General features: G+C 46.1%; 6 protein-coding genes, 10 tRNA genes and 3 rRNA genes. 17 read left to right on the top strand and 2 right to left on the bottom strand.

Annotated features, from left to right (window positions below):
• The first annotated feature begins 111 nt into the window (after positions 1 to 111).
• Entirely contained in the window at positions 112 to 1,170 is a 1,059-nt protein-coding gene (locus AC3ZVC_RS03730; protein WP_490066306.1) for an Mrp/NBP35 family ATP-binding protein, read from the top strand.
• 53 nt (positions 1,171 to 1,223) lie between these two features.
• Here AC3ZVC_RS03730 and gerD read toward each other — a convergent pair whose 3' ends face one another.
• On the bottom strand, positions 1,224 to 1,865 hold the full coding sequence (gene gerD / locus AC3ZVC_RS03725) for a spore germination lipoprotein GerD (protein WP_490066305.1): 642 nt from the start codon (positions 1,863 to 1,865) through the stop codon (positions 1,224 to 1,226).
• A 164-nt stretch (positions 1,866 to 2,029) separates the two neighbouring features.
• On the opposite strand from gerD, the gene AC3ZVC_RS03720 reads away from it, so the two are divergent.
• A complete protein-coding gene (locus tag AC3ZVC_RS03720) occupies positions 2,030 to 2,662 on the top strand; it encodes a KinB-signaling pathway activation protein (RefSeq protein ID WP_490066304.1) in 633 nt (210 codons plus the stop codon).
• 298 nt (positions 2,663 to 2,960) lie between these two features.
• On the opposite strand, the gene pdaB is transcribed toward AC3ZVC_RS03720, so the two are convergent.
• Positions 2,961 to 3,713: a polysaccharide deacetylase family sporulation protein PdaB gene (gene pdaB / locus AC3ZVC_RS03715; protein ID WP_490066303.1), complete on the bottom strand. Its 753-nt coding sequence runs from the start codon at positions 3,711 to 3,713 to the stop codon at positions 2,961 to 2,963.
• 147 nt (positions 3,714 to 3,860) lie between these two features.
• Between pdaB and AC3ZVC_RS03710 the strand changes: the two genes are divergently transcribed.
• The 15 genes from AC3ZVC_RS03710 (at position 3,861) to rocF (ending at position 12,164) form a co-directional block, all read left to right on the top strand.
• Positions 3,861 to 4,088, top strand: a complete 228-nt coding sequence (locus AC3ZVC_RS03710) for a hypothetical protein (protein WP_490066302.1) — start codon at positions 3,861 to 3,863, stop codon at positions 4,086 to 4,088.
• A 316-nt stretch (positions 4,089 to 4,404) separates the two neighbouring features.
• A 16S ribosomal RNA gene (locus tag AC3ZVC_RS03705) occupies positions 4,405 to 5,954 on the top strand.
• A 309-nt stretch (positions 5,955 to 6,263) separates the two neighbouring features.
• Positions 6,264 to 9,197, top strand: a 23S ribosomal RNA gene (locus AC3ZVC_RS03700).
• Between the two features lie 124 nt (positions 9,198 to 9,321).
• Positions 9,322 to 9,438 (top strand): 5S ribosomal RNA (gene rrf, locus AC3ZVC_RS03695).
• Together the 16S, 23S and 5S rRNA genes with 10 tRNA genes alongside form the textbook arrangement of a ribosomal RNA operon.
• A 19-nt stretch (positions 9,439 to 9,457) precedes the next feature.
• Positions 9,458 to 9,532, top strand: a tRNA-Asn gene (locus AC3ZVC_RS03690).
• A gap of 36 nt (positions 9,533 to 9,568) precedes the next feature.
• Positions 9,569 to 9,641, top strand: a tRNA-Thr gene (locus AC3ZVC_RS03685).
• Positions 9,642 to 9,669: 28 nt separating this feature from the next.
• Positions 9,670 to 9,744, top strand: a tRNA-Glu gene (locus AC3ZVC_RS03680).
• A 4-nt stretch (positions 9,745 to 9,748) separates the two neighbouring features.
• A tRNA-Val gene (locus tag AC3ZVC_RS03675) sits at positions 9,749 to 9,824 on the top strand.
• A gap of 8 nt (positions 9,825 to 9,832) precedes the next feature.
• Positions 9,833 to 9,908: transfer RNA gene (locus AC3ZVC_RS03670), tRNA-Thr, on the top strand.
• Between the two features lie 96 nt (positions 9,909 to 10,004).
• A tRNA-Tyr gene (locus AC3ZVC_RS03665) sits at positions 10,005 to 10,088 on the top strand.
• 66 nt (positions 10,089 to 10,154) lie between these two features.
• Positions 10,155 to 10,229, top strand: a tRNA-Gln gene (locus AC3ZVC_RS03660).
• A 155-nt stretch (positions 10,230 to 10,384) separates the two neighbouring features.
• A tRNA-Lys gene (locus AC3ZVC_RS03655) sits at positions 10,385 to 10,457 on the top strand.
• A 66-nt stretch (positions 10,458 to 10,523) separates the two neighbouring features.
• Positions 10,524 to 10,598, top strand: a tRNA-Gly gene (locus AC3ZVC_RS03650).
• Positions 10,599 to 10,603: 5 nt separating this feature from the next.
• Positions 10,604 to 10,679 (top strand) — tRNA-Ala (locus AC3ZVC_RS03645).
• Positions 10,680 to 11,258: 579 nt separating this feature from the next.
• Positions 11,259 to 12,164: an arginase gene (gene rocF / locus AC3ZVC_RS03640; RefSeq protein ID WP_490066301.1), complete on the top strand. Its 906-nt coding sequence runs from the start codon at positions 11,259 to 11,261 to the stop codon at positions 12,162 to 12,164.
• The last annotated feature ends 14 nt before the right edge of the window (positions 12,165 to 12,178 follow it).

Here is a 12,178-nt window from a genome sequence, read left to right as displayed (position 1 = left end):
ATGAACAAGCCGGGGAATAGTGAATCAAAATGAGATGTGATAGAATTAACAGTAAAGAATATTCAATATGTTATACTAAAATGGAAACGAATTCAGAAGGCGGGTGTTTTTATGTTAACTGAACAGAAAGTCAGAGAAGCTTTAACCGGCTTGCAGGAACCATTTATACATAGAACGTTAGGCGAACTAAATGCGATAGAGGAAATTAAAATTAAAGAAGAAAAGAATCATGTCAGCGTAAAAATCCAGATTGCCAAAACAGGTACTGCTGAACAGCTTCAACTACAAACACAAATTGTGAACCTTTTAAAAGAAGCAGGGGCGGCTACTGTTGGGATCCGCTTCAGCGAGCTTCCTGAAGAAGTTTTATCGCAATACAGAGAGGCTGCATCTGAGGAAGATAAGGGTTTGCTTTCTCCAGGCAATAAAACTGAATTTATTGCAATTGCAAGCGGAAAGGGCGGGGTTGGCAAATCCACTGTTTCCGTAAACCTAGCAGTATCCCTTGCAAGATTAGGCAAGAAGGTGGGCCTTATTGATGCTGATATTTATGGATTCAGTGTTCCTGATATGATGGGAATAACAAAGCGACCTGTTGTCAGGGGAGAAAGAATTCTTCCAGTAGAACGCTTTGGGGTAAAAGTCATTTCAATGGGTTTCTTTGTTGAAGATAATGCGCCAATTATCTGGAGAGGCCCAATGCTTGGGAAAATGCTGAACAGCTTCTTTAATGAAGTAGAGTGGGGAGAGCTTGATTACCTCCTTCTTGATTTGCCGCCTGGAACAGGCGATGTAGCCCTGGATGTGCACACAATGCTGCCGTCCTGCAAAGAAATTGTTGTTACAACCCCGCATCCAACTGCGGCCTTTGTTGCTGCTCGTGCAGGTGCTATGGCTCTTCGGACAGAGCATGAGATCTTAGGTGTTATTGAAAATATGGCATACTTTGAAAGCAAGCTGACCGGGGAAAGAGAGCATGTCTTTGGCCAAGGCGGCGGAGAAAAGCTAGCTGATGAGCTAAGAACAGAGGTTTTAGGCCAGCTGCCTCTTCAACAGCCTGATTGGAATGAAGAAGACTTCGCTCCATCTATCTATGATGAAGATCATAAACTTGGACAAATTTATACGGATATCGCGCGTAAAGTTATTCAAGCAGTTGAAAGCAAGTAATAACAAAAACCTCTTCCGCAATGGAAGAGGTTTTTAATTTGGTGCAGCACTTATTAAGCTCCGCCCTGGCTGCCGCCACCGCCTTGGTCTCCACCTTGGCCGCCACCGCCTTCACCGCCGCCTTCTTCGCCGCCCTGCTGTTCTCCGCTTTTTACTTCTTCAGCAGCTTTAAGAAGGAGATCTTGGATTTTGACTTTGAAAAGCGGGCTTTCAAATGTTTCAGTCACTACCTTTTGCAAGTGCTCCCGATACTCTTTGCTTTTTAGAACGTTGGTTACTTCCTTTTCAAGCTCAGGATCTTTTAGTACCTCTATCATCATTCCGCGATATTCAGGATCCTTCATTAGATCCTTTAAAAGCTGTTCATTTTCCTTTTGCATACTTTTGGCCATACTTTCAGCAAACTTAGGATCATCAAATGACTTCTTCCAAAATTCTGTGCCTTTTTCAGAGGTCAAAGTTTTCTCAATTGTTTCAGCTACAATCTTTTGGTCCATGACTAGCTTTTGCTGCATCTTTTCATCTGCCATTAATTCTTCAATGGCTTTTTTTCCTTCATCTGTCTTCAATATATCTACAACCATTTTTTTAGTTTGCTCATAATCCATTTGGGCGCCGCCGGTTTCACCCTGGCCGCAGCCTGATATAAAAAACACAATTGCAAATGGCAGGAGCAAACGGAATTTTTTTAGCATGGTGAAGCTCCTTTCAGAGGTGTCCTTAACTTTAGAATGAAGAAAATCAGCAAATATTATGCGCTGCAAATACAATGCCTAGATTTTTCAAACTTTGGTTGGTACAATCATAAGGAGGTCTTGTCTAAAAGGAATGAATTTAATTATTATGGGGGAAAAATAAATTGACTAGCCGTAATTGGGTAAAGCTTTTTATATCAACTCTTTTAGTTGGGGGTTTAACAACTGGAGTTGTAGGATTTATTGTTCGATGGGAAGAATTTGCACCTATCTTCACTGATTTTGATATTCTTGAAGTCCTCTCTGTTTTGTTCTGGCTTATAGGTGTAGGATTAATTTTTAGTATCGTGAGCCAAATGGGGTTCTTTGCTTATCTAACTGTACACCGTTTTGGATTAGGCATTTTTAAAGGCTTATGGAATCCAATCCAAATCGTGCTTATTTTGTTTGCATTATTTGATTTGGTTTATTTTCGCTATAAGGCTTTTGCCAATGAGGGGGACAGCATCCTACCGTATATTGGCGTTGCAAGCTTCCTCCTAATAGTGGGACTTGTAGTCGCTGCAATAAAAACCAAGCAAACGAATCAGCATGCATTCATCCCGGCAGTCTTTTTTATGGTGGTGGTAACGGCGATTGAGTGGGTTCCGGTTTTAAGGGTAAATGAAGAAAGCTGGCTATACTTAATGTTATTTCCATTATTAGTTTGCAATACTTATCAGTTGCTTATTCTCCATAAACTTAATGAAGACTCGCGAAAACAGAGAAGCAAAATAGCGGAAAAGCCATCCAGATAATTGGATGGCTTCTCTTTTTGCTCTTTTCTAAAAGATTGTTGCTTCTAAATAGATTTTGTAAATAAAAACATTGATAAAAAAGGTTGGTTGTTTGGAGCTTAATGTGCGAGATCCTCGAAAATGCATCCGCAATACCTTCGTGCGGTGATGATTCAGGCCGCTTATTCAAAGTCCAGCGGGAGGAGTGTGACAGGTGAGGTCCCACAAGTGCTGCGCACAGAGGTTGCTCACCGCCCGCCCCGAGCGGAAATCAACCCCTCACTACTTGTTTATAAAGCAAAATAGTTAAAACAGCCTGCTATTTTATTTCATTTGTCTTTGTATCAGCATTTGCAATCATTTCGGAAACAGTAACAAGCTTTAAGCCTTTTCCTTTAATATCATTCAAGATAATTGGAAGTGCCTTTGCTGTTTGTTTGGCTGAATCGGATGCATGAAGCAGGACAATATCCCCTCTTTTCACTTTAGAGACATTCTCTACAATTACTTCAACTCCAGGGTTAGTCCAGTCCTTTGAATCAATACTCCAATGTACAACTGTATAACCCATTCTTTCTGCAACCTTTAATGTCTTTTGGTCAAAGTGACCTGTAGGGGCACGTGCCAATTTGATATCTTTAATATTTAGTTTTCTAAAAGCTTCCTGGGCCTTTGCGAGATCCCGCCTTATCTTATCTTCTTCAAGTTCGGTATAGTCCTCGTAATCGTAGCCCAATATGCCAATTTCGTAACCCTCTTTCACGATTCTAGCTACTAAGTCCGGATGGCGTTCTGCCCAGGATCCTGCTAGAAAAAATGTCGCCGACTTAACACCTTCCTTTTTGAGTATGTCCAAAATAGGTTCTGCTTTAACATCACCCCATCCAATATTGAAGGTTATGGCTAAATCCTTTTCCCCTTTATATACCGCCTTTGGTCCATCCTTGGCTGAAAATGCAGGCAAGTGGACGATGCTCTCCATATAGAGGAACCACGCAGTAAAAAATGCTGCTATTACCACTAACAAGATTTGTTTTAATGACTTCCCATTTAACACATAAAAAAAGTTCATAATATCCTTCACCTCGTCCGATACATTCCTTGTCTCATACCTATGCTTTCCATGTCTCATACATGAATAAAAAATTTTAATTCATAAAAAAGCATAAATGGAAAAATACTACAGAAAACCAAAAAGAAACCACAGGGGGCAATGAAATTGATAGGTATGATATTAAATCAAAAAGAAGTAAAGGAATTGGAATACTTGATTAAGCGTGAGATGGATGAAATCCTTTTCGATTTAAGGGATGAGAGGATTGATCATATTGTAAAAAGAGCTATGGAAGAAAGATATAAAATATTATTTTCATTATTCCAGCGAGTGGCATCTCCAGCAGATTGCTTAAAGTACATGCGTTCCCGTCAGCGGGAACAAAAAGGATGATGCGAAATTTTGAAGGAAAAACTTTTTAAATACTGTTGACTTCTAAATGGTATCTTGGTATATTAATAAGCGTCGCTGATGACGGTAAGTGAAAACAACTTAAAAAAGTTGTTGACGTCAAAGGTGATAAATGATATATTAATAAAGTCGCTTTTGGGCGACGGATTGATCTTTGAAAACTGAACGAACAAAAACGTCAACGTTAATTCTTTAGTCTTTTTTGAAAAGACAACAGCGGATTGTCGATTAAGAACGCCACGTCCTGTGGCAACATCGACGTCAACAAATCCGTGTGTAAGTGAGCTTAATCAACTCTTATATGGAGAGTTTGATCCTGGCTCAGGACGAACGCTGGCGGCGTGCCTAATACATGCAAGTCGAGCGGACGGATGGGAGCTTGCTCCCTGAAGTCAGCGGCGGACGGGTGAGTAACACGTGGGCAACCTGCCTGTAAGACTGGGATAACTTCGGGAAACCGGAGCTAATACCGGATAACTCTTTCCCTCACATGAGGGAAAGCTGAAAGATGGTTTCGGCTATCACTTACAGATGGGCCCGCGGCGCATTAGCTAGTTGGTGAGGTAATGGCTCACCAAGGCAACGATGCGTAGCCGACCTGAGAGGGTGATCGGCCACACTGGGACTGAGACACGGCCCAGACTCCTACGGGAGGCAGCAGTAGGGAATCTTCCGCAATGGACGAAAGTCTGACGGAGCAACGCCGCGTGAGTGATGAAGGTTTTCGGATCGTAAAACTCTGTTGTTAGGGAAGAACAAGTACCGGAGTAACTGCCGGTACCTTGACGGTACCTAACCAGAAAGCCACGGCTAACTACGTGCCAGCAGCCGCGGTAATACGTAGGTGGCAAGCGTTGTCCGGAATTATTGGGCGTAAAGCGCGCGCAGGCGGTTCCTTAAGTCTGATGTGAAAGCCCCCGGCTCAACCGGGGAGGGTCATTGGAAACTGGGGAACTTGAGTGCAGAAGAGAAGAGTGGAATTCCACGTGTAGCGGTGAAATGCGTAGAGATGTGGAGGAACACCAGTGGCGAAGGCGACTCTTTGGTCTGTAACTGACGCTGAGGCGCGAAAGCGTGGGGAGCAAACAGGATTAGATACCCTGGTAGTCCACGCCGTAAACGATGAGTGCTAAGTGTTAGAGGGTTTCCGCCCTTTAGTGCTGCAGCAAACGCATTAAGCACTCCGCCTGGGGAGTACGGCCGCAAGGCTGAAACTCAAAGGAATTGACGGGGGCCCGCACAAGCGGTGGAGCATGTGGTTTAATTCGAAGCAACGCGAAGAACCTTACCAGGTCTTGACATCTCCTGACAACCCTAGAGATAGGGCGTTCCCCTTCGGGGGACAGGATGACAGGTGGTGCATGGTTGTCGTCAGCTCGTGTCGTGAGATGTTGGGTTAAGTCCCGCAACGAGCGCAACCCTTGATCTTAGTTGCCAGCATTCAGTTGGGCACTCTAAGGTGACTGCCGGTGACAAACCGGAGGAAGGTGGGGATGACGTCAAATCATCATGCCCCTTATGACCTGGGCTACACACGTGCTACAATGGATGGTACAAAGGGCTGCGAGACCGCGAGGTTAAGCGAATCCCATAAAACCATTCTCAGTTCGGATTGCAGGCTGCAACTCGCCTGCATGAAGCCGGAATCGCTAGTAATCGCGGATCAGCATGCCGCGGTGAATACGTTCCCGGGCCTTGTACACACCGCCCGTCACACCACGAGAGTTTGTAACACCCGAAGTCGGTGGGGTAACCTTTTGGAGCCAGCCGCCTAAGGTGGGACAGATGATTGGGGTGAAGTCGTAACAAGGTAGCCGTATCGGAAGGTGCGGCTGGATCACCTCCTTTCTAAGGATATTTACTTGAGACGTGACGTGTTTTGTTCGTTTAGTTTTGAGAGACCAATCTCTCATTGAATTATTCGTTCTTTGAAAACTAGATAATGTTAATGAAGAAGCAATAACCGAGTAATCGCCATCTTAGTTTTTTTCTCTTATGTAAGTTTTTTAAAACCAAGTAAGAGCACAAACCATGAGGACGATGAGCGGCAAGAAGATCAAGGAAGCGACCGAACGAGCACCGGAGCGTACGAGAGTACGTGAGGAGCACAGTGACGAAGCTGACGCAGAGATTCGCAGTCGATCATTGGCCGAAGTAGGTTAAGTTAGAAAGGGCGCACGGTGAATGCCTTGGCACTAGGAGCCGATGAAGGACGGGACTAACTCCGATATGCTTCGGGGAGCTGTAAGTAAGCTTTGATCCGGAGATTTCCGAATGGGGAAACCCCCTATCCGTAATGGGATAGGATCTTTACCTGAATACATAGGGTATTGAAGGCAGACCCGGGGAACTGAAACATCTAAGTACCCGGAGGAAGAGAAAGCAAACGCGATTCCCTGAGTAGCGGCGAGCGAAACGGGATTAGCCCAAACCAAGAGGCTTGCCTCTTGGGGTTGTAGGACACTCTACACGGAGTTACAAAGGAACGAGGTAAATGAACAGGTCTGGAAAGGCCGGCCAGAGAAGGTAAAAGCCCTGTAGTTGAAACTTCGTTCCCTCCAGAGTGGATCCTGAGTACGGCGGGACACGAGAAATCCCGTCGGAAGCAGGGAGGACCATCTCCCAAGGCTAAATACTCCCTAGTGACCGATAGTGAACCAGTACCGTGAGGGAAAGGTGAAAAGCACCCCGGAAGGGGAGTGAAAGAGAACCTGAAACCGTGTGCCTACAAGTAGTTAGAGCCCGTTAATGGGTGATAGCGTGCCTTTTGTAGAATGAACCGGCGAGTTACGATTACATGCAAGGTTAAGTTGACAAGACGGAGCCGCAGCGAAAGCGAGTCTGAATAGGGCGAATGAGTATGTGGTCGTAGACCCGAAACCAGGTGATCTACCCATGTCCAGGGTGAAGTCCAGGTAACACTGGATGGAGGCCCGAACCCACGCACGTTGAAAAGTGCGGGGATGAGGTGTGGGTAGCGGAGAAATTCCAATCGAACTTGGAGATAGCTGGTTCTCTCCGAAATAGCTTTAGGGCTAGCCTCATGTAGTAAGAGTCTTGGAGGTAGAGCACTGTTTGGACTAGGGGCCCTCATCGGGTTACCGAATTCAGACAAACTCCGAATGCCAAAGACTTATCCATGGGAGTCAGACTGCGAGTGATAGATCCGTAGTCAAGAGGGAAACAGCCCAGACCACCAGCTAAGGTCCCAAAGTATACGTTAAGTGGAAAAGGATGTGGAGTTGCTTAGACAACCAGGATGTTGGCTTAGAAGCAGCCACCATTTAAAGAGTGCGTAATAGCTCACTGGTCGAGTGACTCCGCGCCGAAAATGTACCGGGGCTAAACGTATCACCGAAGCTGTGGATGGACATCTGCGATGTCCGTGGTAGGAGAGCGTTCTAAGGGCGTTGAAGCTAGACCGCAAGGACTGGTGGAGCGCTTAGAAGTGAGAATGCCGGTATGAGTAGCGAAAGATGGGTGAGAATCCCATCCACCGAATGCCTAAGGTTTCCTGAGGAAGGCTCGTCCGCTCAGGGTTAGTCGGGACCTAAGCCGAGGCTGAAAAGCGTAGGCGATGGACAACAGGTTGATATTCCTGTACCACCTCTTTACCGTTTGAGCAATGGGGGGACGCAGGAGGATAGGGTAAGCGCGCTGTTGGATATGCGCGTCCAAGCAGTTAGGCCGGTAACGAGGCAAATCCCGTTACCATACAGGCTGAGCTGTGACGGCGAGGGAAATTTAGTACCGAAGTTCCTGATTCCACACTGCCAAGAAAAGCCTCTAGCGAGGGAAAAGGTGCCCGTACCGCAAACCGACACAGGTAGGCGAGGAGAGAATCCTAAGGTGAGCGAGAGAACTCTCGTTAAGGAACTCGGCAAAATGACCCCGTAACTTCGGGAGAAGGGGTGCTCATTAGGGTGAATAGCCCTGATGAGCCGCAGTGAATAGGCCCAGGCGACTGTTTAGCAAAAACACAGGTCTCTGCGAAGCCGCAAGGCGAAGTATAGGGGCTGACGCCTGCCCGGTGCTGGAAGGTTAAGAGGAGAGGTTAGCGCAAGCGAAGCTTTGAATCGAAGCCCCAGTAAACGGCGGCCGTAACTATAACGGTCCTAAGGTAGCGAAATTCCTTGTCGGGTAAGTTCCGACCCGCACGAAAGGCGTAACGATCTGGGCACTGTCTCAACGAGAGACTCGGTGAAATTATAGTACCTGTGAAGATGCAGGTTACCCGCGACAGGACGGAAAGACCCCGTGGAGCTTTACTGTAGCCTGATATTGAATTTTGGTACAGCTTGTACAGGATAGGTAGGAGCCGTAGAAACCGGAGCGCCAGCTTCGGTGGAGGCGTCGGTGGGATACTACCCTGGCTGTATTGAAATTCTAACCCGCGCCCCTTATCGGGGCGGGAGACAGTGTCAGGTGGGCAGTTTGACTGGGGCGGTCGCCTCCTAAAAAGTAACGGAGGCGCCCAAAGGTTCCCTCAGAATGGTTGGAAATCATTCGCAGAGTGTAAAGGCACAAGGGAGCTTGACTGCGAGACCTACAAGTCGAGCAGGGACGAAAGTCGGGCTTAGTGATCCGGTGGTTCCGCATGGAAGGGCCATCGCTCAACGGATAAAAGCTACCCCGGGGATAACAGGCTTATCTCCCCCAAGAGTCCACATCGACGGGGAGGTTTGGCACCTCGATGTCGGCTCATCGCATCCTGGGGCTGTAGTCGGTCCCAAGGGTTGGGCTGTTCGCCCATTAAAGCGGTACGCGAGCTGGGTTCAGAACGTCGTGAGACAGTTCGGTCCCTATCCGTCGTGGGCGCAGGAAATTTGAGAGGAGCTGTCCTTAGTACGAGAGGACCGGGATGGACGCACCGCTGGTGTACCAGTTGTCTTGCCAAAGGCATCGCTGGGTAGCTATGTGCGGAAGGGATAAGTGCTGAAAGCATCTAAGCATGAAGCCCCCCTCGAGATGAGATTTCCCATAGCGTCAAGCTAGTAAGATCCCTGAAAGATGATCAGGTTGATAGGTCAGAGGTGGAAGCGTGGCGACATGTGGAGCTGACTGATACTAATCGATCGAGGACTTAACCAAGTTATTGGTGAAACTCGGCAATTCTTCTTCATTCATTATCTAGTTTTGAGGGAACGAAAATTTAAAATTTCCTCTTGAAAAATCATAAAAAGACGGTATAATAATACTTGTCTTTGAAAAATAGTCTGGTGGCGATAGCGAGAAGGTCACACCCGTTCCCATACCGAACACGGAAGTTAAGCTTCTCAGCGCCGATGGTAGTTGGGGGCTGTCCCCCTGTGAGAGTAGGACGCTGCCGGGCTGTTTCATTATACCACTATTCCGCAGTAGCTCAGTGGTAGAGCATTCGGCTGTTAACCGAACGGTCGCAGGTTCGAATCCTGCCTGCGGAGCCATTTTCATAAAGACCTTATTGGGACTTATGAGCTGTTGCTTCCATAGCTCAGCAGGTAGAGCACTTCCATGGTAAGGAAGAGGTCACCGGTTCGAGCCCGGTTGGAAGCTCTTTTAGAAAAAACAACTAGATTTATCAGGCCCCTTGGTCAAGCGGTTAAGACACCGCCCTTTCACGGCGGTAACACGGGTTCGAATCCCGTAGGGGTCACCATTTTGGAGGATTAGCTCAGCTGGGAGAGCATCTGCCTTACAAGCAGAGGGTCGGCGGTTCGATCCCGTCATCCTCCACCATTTAACTTGCCGGTGTAGCTCAATTGGTAGAGCAACTGACTTGTAATCAGTAGGTTGGGGGTTCAAGTCCTCTCGCCGGCACCATGCTTCTAACTTCCTTGATTAACTTCAGCGGAAGCATGCGAAAAATCCCGAAGGGATTTTGAGCAGTTATAAGGATCGAAGCACCTTTTACCATTCGGAGGGGTAGCGAAGTGGCTAAACGCGGCGGACTGTAAATCCGCTCCTTCGGGTTCGGCAGTTCGAATCTGCCCCCCTCCACCATTTATTTTTAATAAAAACAGCAAAAACTGGACAAGCTATGAATGTCCTTTTTATTTTGTTAATTATTGGGCTATAGCCAAGCGGTAAGGCACCGGACTTTGACTCCGTCACTCGCAGGTTCGAATCCTGCTAGCCCAGCCATTTTTATGAGCCATTAGCTCAGTCGGTAGAGGATTGAGAAAGTTTGCAACATCGAAGCAAAACTTCAGCGAATAGCAGGCTGTAGCAATCTGCGACAAAAACCGAAGGGTTTTGGAGCACCTCTGCAATCTCAGTTTAGGCAACAATTTATTTCCGAGCCATTAGCTCAGTCGGTAGAGCATCTGACTTTTAATCAGAGGGTCGAAGGTTCGAGTCCTTCATGGCTCATCTTTAGCAATAACATAGACCTTGGGAATCGATTCCTGAAGGTCATATTTTTGAATAAAATTGTTTGCGGAAGTAGTTCAGTGGTAGAACATCACCTTGCCAAGGTGGGGGTCGCGGGTTCGAATCCCGTCTTCCGCTCCAAGAATGGGGCCTTAGCTCAGCTGGGAGAGCGCCTGCTTTGCACGCAGGAGGTCAGCGGTTCGATCCCGCTAGGCTCCACCATCATACATATAGTAAATCCTTAAGCCTACTTGGCTTAAGGATTTTTTGTTTTTATAACTTTGATATATAACTACTCGATAGGCTTACTAGATCAAGCAGCTAGAACTCATTAGCAGCGGGAAGTGGCGCAAAAAATCCAAAAGTGGCACGTAAATCAGTCAAAGTGGTTCATATGTTTAAAAAGTGACGCATAAACAGCTGAAAGTGATACATAAATTAGAAAAGTGATTCATAAGTGAAAATTTAAGAAAGAATTGCTGGATTTTAAAAGGGGATTATCCATTGTTCTGAAAGAATCTAGCCTGCTGTCATAGTTTATTCTCGATTTTCAGTGTATTATTTGTAATTTTCAGCAGTTCGTTCGTTAAATTTCATGGTTTATTAGCTTGTTTCTCTGATTTGTTCGCAATGTTCACTATTGAACTGTACAAACGGAGTGAGGAGCAATATAAAATGCTCTCCCAAATACTTTTTCTCTTTCCTTGTTAACCGCATATATATACACGATTTTGTCGAGTTGAGTCATGTGTTTGAAAGCGGTTAAAATAATAGTATGAAGGGAAAGGGAGGACACAGATTATGAAAAGACAGAAATTATCGATAATTGGAATGCCTATGGATTTGGGTCAGATGCGACGCGGTGTGGATATGGGGCCAAGTGCGATTCGATACGCTGGCGTGAATGAGCGATTAAAGAGTTTATTTGAAGAAATCCATGACCAGGGTGATATTGCAATTGGAAGACCGGAAGTACAGGTAGATCCGGAATCCAATCTTAGAAACTTGGATTTAATAGCAGAAAAGACAGAAAAGTTGTCCGAAGAAGTAGATAAGGCTATAGAGGCGGGATCATTTCCATTGGTGCTTGGCGGTGACCACAGCATTGCCATTGGAACATTAGCTGGTGTATCCAAGCATTACAAGAATCTAGGGGTTATCTGGTATGATGCCCATGGTGATTTAAATACAGCGGAAACCTCGCCATCCGGAAATATTCATGGGATGCCTCTTGCAGTCAGCCTTGGAATCGGTCATACGCTATTAACGAATGTCGGCGGATATGGCCCAAAGGTAAAGCCGGAGAACATTGTTATTATCGGTGCGAGATCTTTGGATGAAGGTGAAAGAGAACTTATTAAAGAAAAGGGCATAAAAGTTTACACAATGCATGAAATTGATCGTCTCGGTATGACAAAGGTCATGGAAGAGTCTATTACATATTTAAAAGATCGCAATACGGATGGCGTCCACCTGTCACTGGATCTTGATGGGCTGGATCCGCATGATGCACCAGGGGTTGGAACACCGGTAATTGGCGGAATCAGCTACCGTGAGAGCCACTTGGCAATGGAAATGCTCGCGGAGGCTCAAATTATTACATCGGCAGAATTTGTGGAAGTAAATCCAATTCTGGATGATAAAAATAAAACGGCTACTGTAGCAGTAGCACTTATGGGTTCATTGTTTGGAGAGAAGCTTCTTTAAGAGCAGCAAAAAAG

The sequence above is a fragment of the Cytobacillus sp. C11.1 genome (genome assembly GCF_058145115.1).
Note: the sequence above shows the minus strand (reverse complement) of the source record. Positions and strands in the feature narration are given on the sequence as shown.